The organism is Prauserella sp. PE36 (assembly GCF_003311655.1).
Lineage (GTDB): Bacteria > Actinomycetota > Actinomycetes > Mycobacteriales > Pseudonocardiaceae > Prauserella_A > Prauserella_A endophytica.
This window is the reverse complement of record NZ_QEQT01000047.1, coordinates 1-16,618: the sequence shown is the minus strand read 5'-3', so window position 1 is coordinate 16,618 and position 16,618 is coordinate 1. Positions and strand designations below refer to the sequence as shown.

At 65.8% G+C, this 16,618-nt stretch carries 18 protein-coding genes, 1 tRNA gene and 1 pseudogene; 16 read left to right on the top strand and 4 right to left on the bottom strand.

Annotated elements, in window-relative coordinates; genetic code table 11:
* Window positions 1–12 precede the first annotated feature (12 nt).
* The 4 genes from DI005_RS09045 (at window position 13) to DI005_RS09030 (ending at window position 2,717) form a co-directional block, all read left to right on the top strand.
* Complete coding sequence (locus DI005_RS09045; protein ID WP_137096420.1) at window positions 13–438, top strand: hypothetical protein; 426 nt, start codon at window positions 13–15, stop codon at window positions 436–438.
* 64 nt (window positions 439–502) lie between these two features.
* Window positions 503–576 (top strand) — tRNA-Ile (locus DI005_RS09040).
* A 115-nt stretch (window positions 577–691) separates the two neighbouring features.
* Window positions 692–1,963 (top strand): tyrosine recombinase XerC, encoded by a 1,272-nt coding sequence (gene xerC, locus DI005_RS09035; RefSeq protein WP_113641841.1) that lies wholly within the window; start codon window positions 692–694, stop codon window positions 1,961–1,963.
* A 205-nt stretch (window positions 1,964–2,168) separates the two neighbouring features.
* Window positions 2,169–2,717, top strand: a complete 549-nt coding sequence (locus tag DI005_RS09030) for an NUDIX domain-containing protein (protein WP_113641840.1) — start codon at window positions 2,169–2,171, stop codon at window positions 2,715–2,717.
* Here the strand turns inward: DI005_RS09030 and DI005_RS09025 are convergent.
* Window positions 2,703–3,836, bottom strand: coding sequence for a tetratricopeptide repeat protein (locus DI005_RS09025; RefSeq protein ID WP_113641839.1), 1,134 nt, complete (start codon window positions 3,834–3,836; stop codon window positions 2,703–2,705). The genes DI005_RS09030 and DI005_RS09025 overlap by 15 nt on opposite strands.
* Window positions 3,837–3,992: 156 nt before the next feature.
* Window positions 3,993–4,382 (bottom strand): helix-turn-helix transcriptional regulator, encoded by a 390-nt coding sequence (locus tag DI005_RS09020; protein WP_113641838.1) that lies wholly within the window; start codon window positions 4,380–4,382, stop codon window positions 3,993–3,995.
* A gap of 147 nt (window positions 4,383–4,529) precedes the next feature.
* Between DI005_RS09020 and DI005_RS09015 the strand changes: the two genes are divergently transcribed.
* From DI005_RS09015 to DI005_RS08980, 8 genes are all read left to right on the top strand, one after another.
* Window positions 4,530–4,811 (top strand): helix-turn-helix domain-containing protein, encoded by a 282-nt coding sequence (locus DI005_RS09015; protein WP_170200602.1) that lies wholly within the window; start codon window positions 4,530–4,532, stop codon window positions 4,809–4,811.
* On the top strand, window positions 4,805–5,158 hold the full coding sequence (locus DI005_RS09010) for a WhiB family transcriptional regulator (protein ID WP_113641836.1): 354 nt from the start codon (window positions 4,805–4,807) through the stop codon (window positions 5,156–5,158). The genes DI005_RS09015 and DI005_RS09010 overlap by 7 nt, the downstream gene beginning before the upstream one ends.
* Window positions 5,155–5,484, top strand: coding sequence for a hypothetical protein (locus tag DI005_RS09005; RefSeq protein ID WP_199542682.1), 330 nt, complete (start codon window positions 5,155–5,157; stop codon window positions 5,482–5,484). Before DI005_RS09010 ends, DI005_RS09005 begins: the two co-directional genes overlap by 4 nt.
* Window positions 5,485–5,546: 62 nt before the next feature.
* On the top strand, window positions 5,547–6,299 hold the full coding sequence (locus tag DI005_RS09000) for a hypothetical protein (protein ID WP_113641834.1): 753 nt from the start codon (window positions 5,547–5,549) through the stop codon (window positions 6,297–6,299).
* Window positions 6,296–8,431 carry an FtsK/SpoIIIE domain-containing protein gene (locus DI005_RS08995; protein WP_113641833.1) on the top strand — a complete coding sequence of 712 codons (2,136 nt, stop codon included), beginning with the start codon at window positions 6,296–6,298 and terminating at the stop codon, window positions 8,429–8,431. The genes DI005_RS09000 and DI005_RS08995 overlap by 4 nt, the downstream gene beginning before the upstream one ends.
* A gap of 811 nt (window positions 8,432–9,242) precedes the next feature.
* Window positions 9,243–10,367, top strand: a complete 1,125-nt coding sequence (locus DI005_RS08990) for a hypothetical protein (protein WP_233520062.1) — start codon at window positions 9,243–9,245, stop codon at window positions 10,365–10,367.
* 196 nt (window positions 10,368–10,563) lie between these two features.
* The gene (locus DI005_RS08985; RefSeq protein ID WP_147263833.1) at window positions 10,564–10,977 is read left to right on the top strand and encodes a hypothetical protein; all 414 of its coding nucleotides are present in this window, start codon (window positions 10,564–10,566) and stop codon (window positions 10,975–10,977) included.
* Window positions 10,974–11,234, top strand: coding sequence for a GntR family transcriptional regulator (locus tag DI005_RS08980; RefSeq protein WP_369973566.1), 261 nt, complete (start codon window positions 10,974–10,976; stop codon window positions 11,232–11,234). Before DI005_RS08985 ends, DI005_RS08980 begins: the two co-directional genes overlap by 4 nt.
* A gap of 649 nt (window positions 11,235–11,883) precedes the next feature.
* On the opposite strand, the pseudogene DI005_RS08975 reads toward DI005_RS08980, so the two are convergent.
* Window positions 11,884–13,096 (bottom strand): annotated as a pseudogene (locus DI005_RS08975) (IS256 family transposase).
* 209 nt (window positions 13,097–13,305) lie between these two features.
* Between DI005_RS08975 and DI005_RS08970 the strand changes: the two are divergent.
* From DI005_RS08970 to DI005_RS08955, 4 genes are all read left to right on the top strand, one after another.
* Complete coding sequence (locus DI005_RS08970) at window positions 13,306–14,058, top strand: class II aldolase/adducin family protein (RefSeq protein ID WP_113641830.1); 753 nt, start codon at window positions 13,306–13,308, stop codon at window positions 14,056–14,058.
* A gap of 67 nt (window positions 14,059–14,125) precedes the next feature.
* Window positions 14,126–14,314, top strand: a complete 189-nt coding sequence (locus DI005_RS08965; RefSeq protein WP_113641829.1) for a hypothetical protein — start codon at window positions 14,126–14,128, stop codon at window positions 14,312–14,314.
* Window positions 14,315–14,340: 26 nt separating this feature from the next.
* Window positions 14,341–15,477, top strand: a complete 1,137-nt coding sequence (locus tag DI005_RS08960; RefSeq protein WP_233520067.1) for an ABC transporter substrate-binding protein — start codon at window positions 14,341–14,343, stop codon at window positions 15,475–15,477.
* Window positions 15,474–15,761: a hypothetical protein gene (locus DI005_RS08955; protein WP_113641827.1), complete on the top strand. Its 288-nt coding sequence runs from the start codon at window positions 15,474–15,476 to the stop codon at window positions 15,759–15,761. The genes DI005_RS08960 and DI005_RS08955 overlap by 4 nt, the downstream gene beginning before the upstream one ends.
* A 438-nt stretch (window positions 15,762–16,199) precedes the next feature.
* Here the strand turns inward: DI005_RS08955 and DI005_RS08950 are convergent.
* Window positions 16,200–16,618, bottom strand: a 419-nt coding sequence (locus tag DI005_RS08950) for an integrase core domain-containing protein (RefSeq protein ID WP_147263830.1), incomplete at its 5' end; no start/stop codon positions are given.

Below are 16,618 nucleotides of genomic sequence, written 5' to 3'. Positions count from 1 at the left end.
TGGCTTGGCCCCATGCGCATCCCGCCTTTGGAACCCGTCGTCCGCGTTGTGACCGCCCTGCGTGCCGCAGGCCTGAACCCGGCGGTGGGTGGTTCGGGCCTGCTGGTGGCGCTGGGCCTCGCCGAGGTCGCCAACGACTGGGACGTCACGGTCGACGCGGACGCCGAGACGGTGAGGGAGGCACTTGACGCGGCGAGCCTGACCTACCGCGAGCTCGACCAGGGCCGGTACGTGATCGACGGGGTAGACGTGATGGTCAACTTCGCCCTGACGGGCCCTGCCGGTGTGGAAGCCCTGCCGACCAGGGTGACGGGAGAGTGGCAGGGCCTGCCGATCGGAGACCCGGAGGTGTGGGCGAGGGCGTACCGCCTGCTCGGCCGAGAGGCGAAAGCGGATCTGCTGGAGCGCTACCTCGAGAGCCGGGAGCACCAGATATAGTGCGACTCGCTGGGCCTGCCAGGCTGTCACCACGGGCTCAAGCGGGGAGCCGGAGCGCTCCCGGGGGCCGGTAGCTCAGTTGGTTAGAGCAGGGGACTCATAATCCCTTGGCCGCGGGTTCGAGCCCCGCCCGGCCCACCCTTCTGACCAGGTCAAACAGCATTCTAGCTCGAGCCTCAAGATCATCTGTCCATGGTTGTGTCCATGGGTGGATCGTTGACGTGGCCCTGGCTGTCGTCGGACGCTGGGTGTCATGACTGGGGCAGAGCAGGGGAGCGACCGCCGAGGCAGGGGCAACATCCGCCGCCGCGGTGGCTCGTTGCAGGTGCGGGTGTACTCGGGTGTCGATCCGGTGACCGGCAAGGAGATCTACCTGTCGGAGACCGTCAAGGGCACCGACAAGGCGGCGTACCGGCGCGCCGACAAGGTCATGACGAAGCTGCAAGCGCAGGTAGACAAGCAGCGCTCGCCGAGCACGGCCGTGACGTTCTCGTACGCCATCGACGAGTGGCTACGCACGGCGGATATAGAGCCGACGACGAGGCACGGCTATGTCGGCTACATCGAGCGCACCATTCGGCCTGCGCTGGGCGAGATGCCGGTGAACAAGCTCAGCGCGCGTAATCTCGAAACGCTCTATGGCGAATTGCGGCGATGCCGGGTGCGTTGTGATGGGATGCCGTTCATCGAGCACAAGGTTGAGGGCGAACACGACTGTAAGAAGGCGAAGTGCAAGCCGCACGAGTGCAAGGCGATGGCTCAGTCCACGGTGCGGCAGATCCACTCGATCATCAGTGGTGTGCTCAACGCCGCCGAGCGGTGGGACTGGATCACCTCGAACCCGGCCAAGGTTGCTCAGCGGCCGCGCCAGGCGCCGCCACAACCTGATCCGCCGTCGCCGGCGCAGGCTGCGCGGTTGGTCGAGAAGGCGTTCGAACTGGACGAGGCGTGGGGCACGCTGGTGTGGCTTGTGATGACCACAGGCATGCGCCGTGGTGAAGTGTGCGCCCTGCGTTGGTCCCGAGTCGACCTGGACGAGGGCATTGTCGATGTCCGCAGCAGTTACACGACTGTGCGCGGTGTGGGCAGGGAGAAGGACACGAAGACCCACCAGATTCGTCGCATCGCGCTTGACACGGAAACGATCGTGCTGCTTCGCGAGCATGAGGCGCGGTGTCAGGAGATGTTTGCGGAACTCGGCGCGAAATGGCAGGAAGATTCTTACGTCTTCGTCGGCATGCGGGGTGACGTGATGAGCCCGTATCCGCCAGATGCTGTGTCGAACCGATACAAGAAGATGGCTACGCGGCTTGGGATAAAGACACACCTGCACGCGCTACGGCACTACTCCGCGACAGAGCTGTTGACCGCCGGCATAGATCTCCGAACGGTTGCGGGCCGCCTCGGACACGGCGGGGGCGGAGCGACAACCCTCCGCGTGTACGCGGCTTGGGTCGCTGCGGCGGACCGGAAAGCTGCTGAAATTCTCGGCTCACGAATGCCGAAGCGTAGACCTTCAGACTAGGCAAGCAACGCAGCTCCGGCTTACGCGGCGTGCGGGCTCCACACACAAGGCTCCGCCGGTCGAACGTCGATAAGCCTTGAAGCCGAACTCGCCCGACGCGCGCTGTTGATGCTGTGGCCGGGCCTGATGATTCGCCGCAGGTTCCGCCGCAACGGCGCGGAACCACACGGGCACGTGTCGATCACCGCAGCGTAGCCTGTGGCTCGTGGCTGAGGAACGCGGCGCATGGCAGACTTTCGGTGAGCGGCTGATCTACGACAACCGCTGGGTCAAGGTGGGCTTGACCGACGTGCAAGCTCCGAACGGAAGGCGTTGGGAGTACCACGTGGTGCACCTCGCCCGCATCGCCATCGCGCTGGTCGTCAACGATCGGGATGAGGCGCTCATGCTCTGGCGGTACCGGTTCGCCACGAAGCAGTGGGGGTACGAGTTGCTGGGTGGCCTCGTGGACGACGGGGAGGACTCCGCCGCGACCGCGGCGCGGGAGGCGGCCGAGGAGAGCGGCTGGCAGCCCATCGGCGAGGGCGAGCATCTGGTGAGCTTCGAGCCGCTTCCGGGCCAGGTCACCGCGCCGATGGACGTCTACCTCTGGCGCGGCGCCGAGCGCATCGGCGACCCGACCGACACCGAGGAGGTCGGCCGCGTCGAGTGGGTTCCGCTCTCCCGCGTCAATGAGCTCGCTCAGCGGCAGGAACTGCTCGGGTCGGGCACCCTCGTTGCGCTGCTCTACTACCTGAACTCACAGCGATCGTGATCTACCGGTCGGCAGGATCAAGCCGCCCAGTCGTCGGAGATGCCGGTCGGACCTGATCTGGAGCCCAAGCTGCCGGGCCTGGCGTGCGTAGCGTTGGGCCTCGTCGCGGTCCCCGGCCGCGGCATGTGCGAAGGCGAGATCGACCATCATGCCCACCCTCGCGCGCACGAAGGCCGCAGGTAGCCGGGGGAGCGCGTCGGTGAGGTGCTGGATGGCCTCCGGTTCGCCCAGCTTCGCCAGTGCGTTGCCCCGCCAGCGGTCGAGGTGCGAGTCGCCGAGGAACAGGAACGGCAGCGACGGGTCATGCGGGTCCACCGGTAGGAGCTCGTCGGCGCTGTCGAACGCCCTGAGCGCCTGTGGGCCGTCACCTGCTGCCGCGAAGCCCTCGCCGCTCGCTGCGGTCAACCATGCCTGGAGCAGGGACGACACCCGATGTTCGCCAAGGGAGCGGGCGTGGTCGAGTTGCTCGACCGCGCTCGCGGTCTCACCGATGTCGATCAGCACGAAGGCCTGCTCGGCGAGCGCATGCGCCAAGGCGGTGGGCGAGCCGAACTCGCGGGCGGCCGCCTTCGCGCGCTCGTAGTGGCCCCAAGCTTGGCTGATGGCGTTTCGGTCGAGCGACACCCAGCCGGCGAGCGTGGACGCTTCCACGAGGACCTGCGCCAGCGCCTCCCGCTGACCTCGGGCCGTGCTGTAGCTGAGGAGGCCCTCGAGCTGCTTGATCAGGCTGTGGAGCTGGTCCAGCAGGGTGATACCACCGAACTGCCGGTCGACGCGTCGTGCGTTGTCGACCTGCTGACGGAACGCCTCGACAGCCCCCGCGTCGACGCTGCGCGCCAGCGCCAGCCGTGACCGCAGCTCGGCGACCTCGTCGTCTTCGTCGTCATCCGGGAACCCGAGCTCGCCGTTCGTCCGGCCGTACACGTCGCGGAACAGCCGTCGGTATGGCTCACTCACCTGCTCGTGGCCGTTCTCCCACCGGGAGAGCTTCGTCTTCAGGCTGGCCGGCTCCATGATCGCGAGACCCAGCGCGTCGGCGCGCCGAACCACCAGCGTGATGACGTCCGCGGCCTTGTACTCGAGCTGCTTGCGGACAGCCTGCAATTTGGTCGCGGCCATCAATTATCACCTCGGCGATAATCGTGCTGACCTGCGAAGTTAATTGTGGTTAATGGGCTCAGGGTTAACCGCCGCCACCTGCGAAGAATGCTTGCGCTGCCGTTTCCTGGTTTCATGAACGAAGACACCAAACGGCACCGGCAGCGCATCGGCGACCTACCGAGAGCGGCGGCGCAACGTCGGGTCGGTCAGGGCCGCGACATCAACGCTCATCGCGTCCAAGCGCTTGGTGATGTCGTCGAGTCGGCCTTCGATCGCAGCCAGCCGCGCGAGGATCTGATCGGTCGGGTCATCTCCGGTTTCCCCAGGGCGCAAAGGCTTTCGTCCGGCAAGTACCGCCGAGAGGTGGCCCGGATGCCACTCCAGGGCCAGGGACAGCGCCTCGAGTGTGCGCTTGCTGCGGCGCCGCTCCACGGTGCGGTGCTGGAGTTCACGCACGATCGCCTGCGAGACGTGCGAGCGCTCCGCGAGCTCGCGCTGGCGGAGTCCGAGCTCGTTCATGCGCTCGTTGATCGCCCGCGCGACTGCAGTCCAGTCCTCCGTCACCCATTCCTCCGTGGTCCGCCTCAGCGCCGAGATTAGCGCTCCACCACGAAGGCGCGAGGGCGCCTCGCGCAATTGGGTCAATACTATCCGTACATACGCTGATATTAGCGCATAATTGCGCTGAAACTATCTCGAAGGAATTCATTCATGGATACCCCTATGTCGAATGCCGGCAAGCCGGTGTTCTACACGGTCCGAGAGGCGGCACGGATCGTCCGTGTCGACCCGTCCACCCTCTACCGTGCCATCCGGGAGGACGCCTTCCCGGCTGTCCGAGTCCGGTACCGCTACGTCATCCCTGCCGCCGCGCTCGAACGGCTGATCAGCGAGGCAGCCGAGTCGGGACGGTGCGTCGACCCCGCCCGCATCGTGGCCGAGCGTCGTACCGCGCGCGAGGTTGCCCGGCTTGCCGGGGGTGACGCGTGGTGAACCAGGACGACTACGACGAGATCGCCGAGAGCCTCGACTATCTCGCGGATCTGCCCGACGACGTGCTCTGCGAGGTTGTCACCCGCGACGGCCTGTGTTTCTGGGCTTTCGACCGCGACGGCATGCCGGACCTGACTGGCGTGCCGGACCCGGACCGCGCGCTCGCGGCGGCCGCATGCGCCGGGTGCCCGGTCATCCAGGAGTGCCTCGAGCTGGAGCTCCGCGCCGCAGGCGCCGACACGGTTGGAATCTGGGGCGCGCTGGCCGACACCGATCGGCGCGAGGTCTACCGCGTGTGGAAATGGCGGCACATCAACCGAGGTGTGTGGGGAGAGGAGCTGCCGTGACGATCGACCTCACCCCTGAGCAGGTCATGGCCGGAGCGGGAGTACTGCTCGCTTTGGCAGTCGTCTGGCGGCTCGGTAGCCGACGGGCGCGTAAGGCCGCAGAGACCGCACGTGCCGGCGCGCGGGCGGTGTCACTTGCCGGACGTGTCGTGTTCATGGCGGCCGCGTTCGTCGGCGTCCAGTGGCTGGTGATCGTGAATCCAGGCAACACGACGTTGCTGGTCGTTGTGCTCGCTCTGCCCGATCTCCTCGCCGCCTACGTGCTGACGCGCACGTTGACGGTCACGTCGCTGGACACGACAAGGCGCCGAGGTGACCGCCGATGAGTGACCAGAAGCGGGGCAGGGAAAGGGTGGCCGCCTCCGGGCGGCCACCCGGCCGCACCACAATGGAGCCGCGGGCGTCCACCAGTGCACAGCGACTCGCACAGGAGGCAGCCGAGGCTGCGGAGCTGCGTTCGTACCAGGCAGATCCGGACGTCATTGCCTTGCGCGTCGAGAAGGTCCGCGCGCAGGTCGACCGCCTCTGCTGGGCCGGGATCATCCTTGGTCTGGCGTTCACCATGGCCAACGTCCAGTCGTTCGCGGCCGGCGACGCGGCCGCCTGGTCACTGCCGTGGCTCGCGGCGTGGCTGCTCGATCCCACCGTGTCGCTGGTATTGCTGGCGATCCTGCGGGCTGAGCAGGTGACGGCGCGGTACCAGGTTCGGACAGGACGATGGGTTCGCCGCGCGAAGTGGTTCACCTTGGCGGCGACCTACGTCATGAACACCTGGGAGTCCTACGCGGCAGCGTCGTTGTCCGGCGTCGTGCTGCATTCGGTGCCGCCGTTGCTCGTGTTCGTGGCCGCCGAGGCGGTGACAGATCTGCGCGACAAGCTGACCGAGGCCGTGAACGTCGCGTTCGCGGAAGCCTTCTCGGTCACTCGGGGATCTGACCGGCCTGGTCGCCGCACTCCTCGCAAGCCAGCGCGGCGGAAACTGTTCCACGACTACCTGGTGGAGGCACGAGAGGCATGGACGCCGGATGTGGTCATCACCCCAGCATGGGTGCGTCAAGCGACTGGCTGCTCCCGAGGCTTGTCGCCTCGCGTGGCCGAAGCCCTTGCGCACGAGATCGCGCAGGGAGGCGAGCGCTCATGAACGCCCACGAGCCGGGTTCCATGAACGCATCCGCGACAGGCTCGTCCCTCGCGCGCGAGGGTTCACCGGAATTGCAGCGATGCGAGTCCGTCCTGGACGGTGAGCTCGTCGAGGACCAACCATTCCCGGCTGTGCGGGTCCCGTGGCGTCGTCGGCTGCGCCGGTGGTGGCACTCTTCCCCACGGGTGCCCCTCAGTCTGAAGACTCGTGCGCAGGCGGTGCAGGCGTTGAAGGACGGGATCGTTGCCGTCCTGCGCTCGCCCTGGCGGTTCGTGGGGGCGGTGGTGCGCGGACTTGTGACAGGCGCGCGGTCGTGGCGCCGGTGGATCACCGTACGGGACTATCGCGAGGCGGCAGAGGAGTCTCAGAAGCTTGCGGACAAGTTCACCGAGATCAGGGCGCTGACGTTGTTCCGGTGGAAGGTTACGGGTGCGGTACTCGTCGCCATTACCTTGGCGATCTTCATCATCGCCGCCATCTACGGTGAGCGCCCGTTGTGGATAGTTGCCGCCGCGGCGTCCGTGGCGCTGGCCGTCCTGGGCAGGCGCAAGGACGGGAAGCCGGGACGCAAGCCGTCACTGGCGGGACCGCGCACCCTGACGTGGACCATGGACACCCAAGTCTTGGTAGACGCCTTCCGCGACGCGAAGCTGGTCGGGAAGGACGAGTCGCTCCGTCTGGTCGAGCGGGCCACCCGGGTCGGCGACGGCTGGTCGGTCATCGTCGACCTGCCTGCCACCCGTAAGGCCGCAGACGTCGTGAAGCACCGCGAGGCACTCGCCTCAGCGTTGGCAGTCGACGAGATCCAGTTGATCGTGGAGCGTGTACGGGGGAACGGCGGGCACGCGGGCAGGGTGTCGATGTGGGTCGCCGACGAAGATCCGTACGCGACTCCGCCGCGGCGAACACCGTTGCTCGGGGTGTCGCAATGGGACGCGTGGCAGCCGGTGCCGTTCGGCCGGGACGCGCGGGATCGCCGTATCGATCTGCCCCTGGTGTGGACATCATTGCTCGTTGGCGCGATCCCGAGGCAGGGAAAGACCTTCGCGGCACGGCTTGCCGCCGCCGGCCTCGTCCTCGACCCGCATACGAGGTTGTACGTCGCGGACTTCAAGGCAGGAAAGGACTGGGTCGCTGCGGAACAGGTCGCGCATCGCTTCCTCTCCGGTGACGACACGGAGCATGTGCTGGCGTTGAAGGACTGGCTCGTCGAGCTGGTCTCCGAGGTGCAAAGCCGGTACCGGCGAATGCGAGAACTCGATGACGAGGTCTGCCCCGAATCCAAGATCACGCCAGAGATGTCCAGGGATTCGGCGCTGAATATGCCTATCACAGCGATCTTCATCGACGAGGTCCAGGTTCCATTGGAGGACCGAACGCCCATCGACGTGCAGGGCAAGAAGCTCACCGCGGGCGAGTACATCGGGGAGTTGCTCACGTGGCTGGCGAAGAAAGCCCCCGCGGCCGGGGTCGTGCTCGTCCTCGCGACACAGCGGCCCGACTCGAAGACCATCCCGTCCGGGCTACGCGCGGTGCTCGGCTCGCGCTTCGCACTGCGGGTGATGGACTGGCGGGACAGCAACATCGTGCTCGGAGAGCAGATGAACACTCGTGGCTACGACAGCAGTCGGCTGCTTCCCTCACACAAGGGTGTGGGCATCCTTCGTCCGGACGGCGAGACGCAGGCCGGAGCTGACGTCCTCGCGATGACGGTGCGGACCTACTACATGCCAGGGGAGGACTGGTATGACATCTGCCGTCGCGGTCGTGCTCTACGGCTGGCGGCCGGGACACTCACCGGTCACGCGGCGGGTGAGGACACCGCGTTGCTGCTCGACCCTGTAGCCGCCGCGAAGGCGATCGGCTCCGCGCCGGCGCCCGTCGATCTACCGGAGCCGTTGGCGGCAGTGGTCGAGTACATCGAGGCCAACGCCGACGACCGCGAGTTCGTTCCGACAGCTGAACTCGTCGGTGCTCTCGACCTCGAGCCGAACGCGTTCGGGCGGCAGATGAGTGAGTTCGGCTGTTCGTCCGAACGGAGGAGGATCACGACCGAGGACGGGGAGACGCGGCAGGTGCGCGGCTACCTGGTCGCGGACATCCGTCGAGCCGCTACCGAGCAGGGCGGCTGACGTGGGTCGTAAGCCGTCACGAGCCGTCCCCACCCGTCACGGCCGTCGTGACGGGTGGGAACCGGCTGTTATCTGCGAAAACAGCGCCAGTGACGCCTGTGACGACACCGCCGGAAGCCGTCTCGGCGGCGCTCTGCGCGTAGCTGTCGAGGGTGATCGGAGTCGTCGTCTGGACAGCCGTCACGCAGCGACGCAAGCAGCTCTGCGAGTGAGTCGAGCGCTTGGCTGATGTCGTCGATGCGTCGTTCGATCGCATCCAGACGGCTCGCGAGGTCGTCGTCTCGGGCCGTCATCGGCTGGTCCTCAGTGTCGCACCCCGATGCTCGACCTGTCGCGGCAGCGGTAGTTCGGTCGGCTGGTGCCGGCTGCGGTTTCTGCGATGCCGACCCGGCATTCGACCCGTAGGGTGATGCGCGAACGGCCCATGCAGGCGCCTTTCGCATCGTGGACATCCAGCCGCCGGAGGGAGCAACATCGAGCCGGGCTGGACGATGTGGCCGCAGACGGCGGTGTAGAGGCCGTCGTTTCGCCGTGGGCCGCGGGCGAACTCGATGTCGGTAACTGCGTGCTCCCGGCCATCTCGCTCGCAACGGTGCCAGACGACGTGCAGTCTCCCGGTGGTCGTCAAGGCTGATCTCCCCGAATCCATGAATCGTCCTGAACAGTGACGATGATGTGTGTAAGACTAAAACCAGCTTGCCATCAGCGCAGGCGGAACGAGTACGACACGCACCAGACATGGGGCCGTCTTATGGGAGTCAATGGCAGCGGTTCTACGGGAGCGAGCCACGGCGGTAGAGAGCCGCGCACCGTGCTCGAGCAGCAGATACGCGAGGTGCGCCGGGAGACGCTTCAGGAGTTCGTGGAGTTCGCCGAGCGCTTCGCCCGTGAGCACGGAGAGCAGGGAACCTTGAGTCTGCGTCACCTGGACCGCCTGGTATCCGGTCGTGGTCCGAAGGGAAAGCCGCTGGGCAAGCCGCGACCGGCTACAGCGCGCCTCCTGGAGCGAATCTTCGGCGTGCCGATCGACGTGCTGCTGTCCGCCCCTGCCGAGCGGCCGACGAGTGACGCGGGAGAAGCGGAACTGCTGACGAGGTTGCGGAGTGCGGCGCAGGTGGACGACGAGCTGATCGACCTGCTGCATGGGCAGCTGACGATGATCCGACGGCTCGATCGGCAGCTCGGAGCAGTCGTAGCGCACGAAGAGACGGCGACCAAGGTCGAGCAGGTCTCGGCTCTGTTGCGGCACAGTCTCCAACCGGCTCGGCGTCGCCGCCTGGCGTCGCTGCTGTCTGAGGTGTGCACACTCGCTGGCTGGCAAGCACTTGATGCCGGGCGCCTGTCGACGTCGTGGCGCTTCTACGAGCGCGCGAAGACGGCAGCTCGGGAGTCCGGTGACCTGATGTTCGAGGCACACGCGACCGCTGAACAGGCATTCGTGCTAACCGATCTTGGTCAACAGGTCGATGCTGTCCAGTTGCTGAGCGAGGTACGCAATCAGGTAGGCCGCGGCCCAAGGGTCTTGCGTTCCTGGCTCGCTGCCGCTCACGGCGAAGTTCTGGCGGGAACCAACCGGCGCACGGCGAGCTTGCGAGCGTTCGATGAGGCGGCTGCGTTGCTACCTGCCGGCCATTCCGACGTGGAGCGTCCGTATGTGGCTCTCGGTGACGTTCATCTTGCTCGCTGGCGTGGGCACGCGCTGGCGCGCGTCGGTGAACCCGATGCGGTCGATGTTCTGACGGGTGCGCTGGACAACCTCGACCCGAGCTTCACACGCGCACAGATCGCGTTACGGGTCGATCTTGCAACCGCGTACGTGCATTCAAAGGATCTGGACGGTGCTCGACACCATGTCGAACATGCCGCGGCGCTTGCCGACGCGATCGGCTCGAACCGGCAGCTGGCGAGGCTGAGGGGCCTTCAGCTTGCCGGTTGAGCACGCGTCATCTCGTCCGCCAAGCGTTGGCTTGCTAGTCAAGTCGGTGCTACCGCTCGGGCGGGTGCTGTGGCGGACTGGGTATGGCCCTCTGTCACGTCTGTGTCGTGGTTGTGGCGGACGCAGGTCGTGCCAGCCGGGGCGTCGAAGCGGCAACATGGGATTCCTCGTCGGCCAGAGCGGGAGGATATGCGAAGTGAGCAGGGCGTTCGATCCTGGAGGTTGCTACTCGGCGATGGATTCGTCGCAGTGGCTCACGCTCAAGGCCGCGTTGGATGGTGACGAGAGTCGGCGTCGAGAGGCTTTGGATGTGCTCGGTGCGCTGGTCGTTGACGACTGGCTGGACCCTAGCCCCGTGCCGGACATGGTCAACCGTGGCCTTGCCGAGCGAGCGGATATGCGCGTGGCTCGTGAGGCGCACCAGGATCGCCGTGTCCACGAACGCTGTGAGTTCGGCATTCATGTTCTTCAGCGGCAGCGTGATGAAGAACGGCCGTACGAGCCACAACGACTCGACGCGGCCGGACGTGTGCTGTTGGGAATCGCCGCGGAACTCCTGAACCTCGCCCGCGACCGAGACGTTGATAGGGAAGCGGAGGCAGGGCTGTGAGCGCCGAGGTGACTGCACGGTCTCGTCCGCGCTACCGACTCAACCTAGACGGACCGGTATATGTGTGGCAGCAGGTTGCTGATCATATCGAGCAACGTATATGTGCAGCCGAGTTCGCCATCCGTCTGCCGAACCGCGAAGTCCTCGCCCGTGAGTACGGCGTATCAGTCGGCTCCGTGCGTCGAGCGGTCAAACACCTTGCAGACCGCGGATCGCTGAGGACGACCAAGGGACGTGGAACGTACGTGGTGCCGTAGTACGGCTACCGAGCTTCCGGTTTGAGTCGATGCAAGTCACTTGAACTCGGACAGTTGACTAGCGTTACAGGTCAATATCGCTGCAGCCGTCGTCGTGGAGACTTCTGGGTTGGGTTCCATGCGCGTGCCACTGCGCATGGCTGCCCGCTGGTCCTGCAAATATGCCTGCAGGCACTCGGGTGCGCGCTGCCAGGGCCGGGACAGGGCGCAAGATACGTCATCCGACGCAGGGCGATCGCGGCGCACAACTCCCGGGCCTCCTGCTCACTGTGGACGATCGAAGCCCAGCCGGGTGAGACCGTGCCTGAACGGTCCAGCTCGGCCCTGGTCACCTGAACCGTCTACATCGACCACGTCGGTGATAGCGAGCTTGCCCGGCCTGCCGAACACGCCACCGACGGGTTGCCGATCAACCCCGAGGCATGCGACGGCCACCCCGGCATCGGCTGCCCATGTGCGCACATGATGCGCTCGTCATCTCCCGTGTACCGAACTTCGGCTCCTAGATCGGCACCTGCTTCGCCTGCTCCTCCACCCCTCACAGAAGCATCCGCCACCGACGACGAGCCAACGCCATGCTCCGGTCACGTGACGACGAATAACGCCTTCAGAGGGTCCGTAACACGAGCGGTGTTTCTGGCGGTTTCGATTAGTAGGTCTTGGCTCCCGGCCAGCGGTCACCGAAGGTGACGGCGAAAGCGTTGATCACGGGCTTCCAGCGCACTGCCCAGCGGGCGGCTCCGGTGCCGGTCGGGTCGAGGCTTCGGGTGACAAGGTACAGGCACTTCATAGCCGCTTGCTCGGTCGGGAAATGCCCGCGTGCCCGTACCGCGCGGCGGTAGCGGGCGTTGAGGGATTCAATGGCGTTTGTCGAACAGATCATCCTCCTGATCTCGATGTCATAGTCAAGGAAGGGCACGAATTCGGTCCAGGCTTTGCGCCAGAGTCGAATCAATGCTGGGTAGGTTTCCGACCATTTATCATCGAGCTCGTCCAATGCAACTTCCGCGGCATCCGCCGTCGGTGCAGAGTAGATCGCTTTTAGGTCCCGTTTCAGCTCGTCCGCGTATTTCCTCGATGTCAATCGGAACGAATTCCGGATAAGGTGGATTATGCAGGTTTGCACGATCGTCTGCGGCCACACTTGTTCGACCACGTCGGGAAGTCCTTTGAGACCATCGCAGATCAGGAAAAACACGTCTCGGACGCCGCGGTTTTTCAGGTCGACCAGGACGCTCATCCAGAACTTCGCGCCCTCGCCGCCGGTACCGGCCCACAGCCCCAGGACGTCCCTGCGGCCGTCGACGGTGACCCCGATGGCCGCGTAGAAGGGCCGGTTCGCGACCTGGCCGTCACGAACCTTGACCACGATGGCGTCCACGAACACCGCCGCGTACACCGGACTCCAAGGGCCGTGAGGCCCAGTCCTGCATCTCGGCGATCACCTTGTCGGTGATCCGGGAGATCGTTTCTTTGCTCACCGAGGCCCCGTAGATTTCCGAGAAATGAGCCGAGATCTCCCCAGTTGTCATGCCCTTCGCGTACAGCGACAGCACGACCTCGTCCACGTCCCGCAGGCGACGCTGGCGCTTCTTGACGATCGTTGGCTCGAATGTGGATTCCCGGTCACGTGGAACGTCGATCTCGACCTCGCCGACAGCATCCGAAACCACAGTCTTCTTCCGCGTTCCGTTCCGAATATTTGTGGACTCCCGATCCGAATCGACACGGTTCTTCTCGTGTCCGAGGTGGTCGGTCATCTCCTCGTTCAGCGCTGTTTCCAGCACGTTCTTCGTGAAGAGTTTCAACAGCCCGTCCGGGCCGGTCAGCTCCAGCCCACGGTGCCGCGCCTCGGCCACCATCGCCGCCGCAGCGGCCTGCTCCGGCGACAACCCGGATTCCGACTTCCTGATCTCCTTCTCTGCGCCCACGGCGTCAGATGCCATCACTCACAGTGCCCATCCCGCCGGACCTCAGCCCGGCGTGTCGGGCCAGAAACACCGCTCACGACACAGTCCCCCATCAGGAGTGTGCCCGATGGCCCACTCCCAGAACTGATTAGGTGACTTCGATGGGTGAGTTGAGCTCGCTGCGCGAGCTGGTCGCGGATGCGTGCCGGGTGCTGGCCGGGCGTGGTCTGGCCGACGGGATCCTCGGTCACGTCAGCCTCCGCGTCGACAGCGACCGGATCCTGGTCCGCTGTCGCGGGCCGCGGGAGAAGGGCCTCGGATATACCACCGCGAACGACATCCGGGTGCTCGATTTCGATGGCCAGGCCGGCGCCGCGGGGGAACTCGACGGTGGCTATCAGGCGCCGAACGAATTACCGCTGCACACCGAGGTACTGCGGACCCGTCGCGATGTGGACGCTGTGGTGCACGCGCATCCGCCCGAGGTGGTCGCCTGTGATCTCGCCGGTATTCCGATCCGGCCGATCGTCGGAGCGTTCGACATCCCCGGCTGCAGGCTGGCGGCTGACGGGGTGCCGGTGTACCCGCGCGGCGTCCTCGTCCGGACGAAGGCACTCGCGGTCGAGATGACAGCCGCCATGGGCGACCATCCGGTGGTGCTGTTGCGAGGGCACGGGCTCACCAGCGCCACACCGTCGGTCGAGCAGGCCGTGTTGCAGGCGGTCAGCGTCGATCACCTGGCGCGGATGTCGACCCGGGTCGTCGCGGCTGGTGGAGTGCTCGAGGACCTCTCGCCGGAGGACATGGCGGAGCTTCCCGACCTCGGTGCCACGTTCAACACCGCGATGGCTTGGCGTCACGAGATCGCCCGGCTCGACGGCGTGGTGGCGTCGCGGGTCATTGTGGGTTCGTAGTGGCGGGCGCCAGACGGCCGGAAAGGCCACGGGTGGAAATGGTGGCGGCCCGGCCCCGGATCGCGTCGTGGCCGAGGTCTTCGACCGTGTTCGCTCCCGTGGCGCGGAGCCGCTGAACATGCACCGCACGCTGGCGCACTCGCCTGAGGTTCTCGCCGCGTACGTCGGCCTGGCGCACACTTTGCGTGATTCGGCCAACGTCGCGCGGGCCTATTGCGAGCTCGTCATTCTCCGAACCGCTCACCTGACCGGATGAGGTGTGAACGTGAGTCTTCGACGTTGGTGCGTGGGTCTCGCAGTGATTTCGTTGTGTGTGGCGGATGCTCGGCCGCGGTCGCTTCGAAGAACGGCAGTGCATACACTATTGGAATCGTCGTCAGCCAGACCGGCTCGGGGAGTCAGCTCGGTGTTGGCGAGCTTCAGGGCGCCCAGCTTGCTGTCGACCGCATCAACGCCGCGGGCGGGGTCAACGAACGCAAGCTCCGCCTCATGTCGGCCGACGATCAGAGCAACCCGGCTCAGGCCGTTCTCGCCGTGCGGCGGATCGTCGGCAAGGTGGACGCGATTGTCGGTCCCTCGCTCTCGGGGCCGTGCAAGGCCGTGATTCCGCTGGCCACGAGCGCCCAGACGGTCAACTACTGCCTTTCACCAGGGGTCAAACCCGCCGCCGCCAGCTGGCAGTGGTCGGCCAGTGCGGCCACTGAGGACTTCACCGAGCGCCCGCTCGAATACTGGAAGAGCCAAGGCCTCACCAGGATCGGCCTGATCAGTACGACGGACCCCAGCGGCGTGGACGGCGCGTCCGCCACCAAGCATGCCGCCGCCGCTGTGGGCATGACCGTCGTCGGTGCTGCGTCCTACAGCGCGGACGCGGTGTCGGTGACGTCGCAGCTACAGGCTGTCGCGGCTGGGCAACCGCAGGCACTGGTGGTGTGGAGCACGGGTGCCGCGGCTGGTGTCGCGTTCAAGGGCATCCGGGAGATGGGGCTGCACCTGCCGGTGGCGACGACAGACGGCAACCTCACGTACAGCTTTCTCAAGCAGGTAAGGACTATCTGCCGGATCCGTTGCTCGTCCCAGCCACAGGACTTCTGGTGGCAGAACTCGCCGCGCGACGATGCCGCCCGGCTGCTGGAGCAGCAGTACACGAACAGTTCCGGGCGCGGAACGGTGCGGCTCCGGACTTCGGCCCGGGAGTGGCGTTCGACGCGGTTTACCTCATGGCGAAAGCGCTGGGAGACGCTCAGGGCGATCCGTGCCTGGCCCGTGAAGTGCTGGAGAACCTGCACGGTTTTCCCGGCGTCGTCGGTACTTATTCGTTCGGGCCCAAGGAGCATCGCGGGCTCACCAAAGACGACGTCGCGGTGGTCAGGGCATCCGGCGATGCGTTCACCTATGTCGGAAGGTAGGACGGCATGACCGGGTTCGTCCAAGTCCTCCTGAGCGGCCTCGTGGACGGCTGCGTCTGCGCGCTGATCGCGCTCGGAATGTCCATAGTGTACTCCATCAGCCGGATCATCAACCTCGCCCAGGGCGGTTTCGTGGTACTGGCCGCGTTGACGGCGGTGTCGCGTCAGCAACATCTGCAGCTGGCGCCGCTGTTATCCTCGCGCAGCTTGGCGCCGGACACGATCGCGCACTGCCCGAAGAGTGTGTGCTCAACACGTTTTGGCGGATGGATGACACCGCCCTCGCGGCGCTAGCGGCATGCCGCGGCACACTCGAGCGCGCCTTCGGCGAATACCTACTGGTGCGCAACCTCGTCGGCACTCCTGACGAGATCGCGGCGCGGTGTCGGGAGTACCGGGATGCTGGGGTCACCGCGATCGAGCTGAAGCCGGTGTTCCGCAGCAAACGAGTTCATCAAGATGCTAGAGATGTTCATGTCCGACGTCGCCCCAGCCGTCTGACCCTTCTCGAGGCCACGGCTATGGGGAGTCGCTCGTAGGCAGCGGCCCGCTCGTATTGGCGTCGGGATCCTTGTGGTAAGTGAACGGGTATGCCCCAGGCCATGATGACGCCCGGGGCCCCTATCAGCCGATATGCCTCCTTGGCGAGTTGATCGAACGCGGGCCACTGCGCGTCCGGCCGCGGTGTCGAGAAGTGATACGCCCCGGGTCTGGTGCAGGTCTTGTTGTCTGTCACCCAGCCCGGGCGGGCTGGACGGGTTGATCGTAGCTTGACGTGCGGTGGGCGGCCTCGATGGCCGCCGGGGTGCGTTGGCCGAGCTCGCCGTGGAGGCGGCGGTGGTTGTACCAGTCGACGTATTCGGCCACGGCGAGCTCAACATCCCGAATCGATTGCCATCCGCGACCAAGAACGATCGGGTTATGGATCAACTCGCCCTTGAGCAACGAGTTGAATGCCTCAGCCATCGCATTATCGTAGGAATCCCCACGCGAACCAACGGAGGCGACCACTTCTGCGTCGGCCAAGCGCTCAGTATAACGAATCGCACGATATTGAACTCCACGGTCGGAATGATGTACAAGTCCGGTCACGTCTTGCCCGGCTCGTTTCCTGGCCCAGATCCCCATCTCCAACGCGTCAAGGGCGAGAT

What these genes read in the sequence shown, in the direction of transcription:
- DI005_RS09045 (WP_137096420.1), top strand. Translation starts at nt 13, where the DNA reads ATGCGCATCCCGCCTTTGGAACCCGTCGTCCGCGTTGTGACCGCCCTG.
- xerC (WP_113641841.1), top strand. Translation starts at nt 692, where the DNA reads ATGACTGGGGCAGAGCAGGGGAGCGACCGCCGAGGCAGGGGCAACATC.
- DI005_RS09025 (WP_113641839.1), bottom strand. Translation starts at nt 3,836, where the DNA reads ATGGCCGCGACCAAATTGCAGGCTGTCCGCAAGCAGCTCGAGTACAAG.
- DI005_RS09015 (WP_170200602.1), top strand. Translation starts at nt 4,530, where the DNA reads ATGGATACCCCTATGTCGAATGCCGGCAAGCCGGTGTTCTACACGGTC.
- DI005_RS09000 (WP_113641834.1), top strand. Translation starts at nt 5,547, where the DNA reads ATGGAGCCGCGGGCGTCCACCAGTGCACAGCGACTCGCACAGGAGGCA.
- DI005_RS08995 (WP_113641833.1), top strand. Translation starts at nt 6,296, where the DNA reads ATGAACGCCCACGAGCCGGGTTCCATGAACGCATCCGCGACAGGCTCG.
- DI005_RS08970 (WP_113641830.1), top strand. Translation starts at nt 13,306, where the DNA reads ATGGGTGAGTTGAGCTCGCTGCGCGAGCTGGTCGCGGATGCGTGCCGG.
- DI005_RS08955 (WP_113641827.1), top strand. Translation starts at nt 15,474, where the DNA reads ATGACCGGGTTCGTCCAAGTCCTCCTGAGCGGCCTCGTGGACGGCTGC.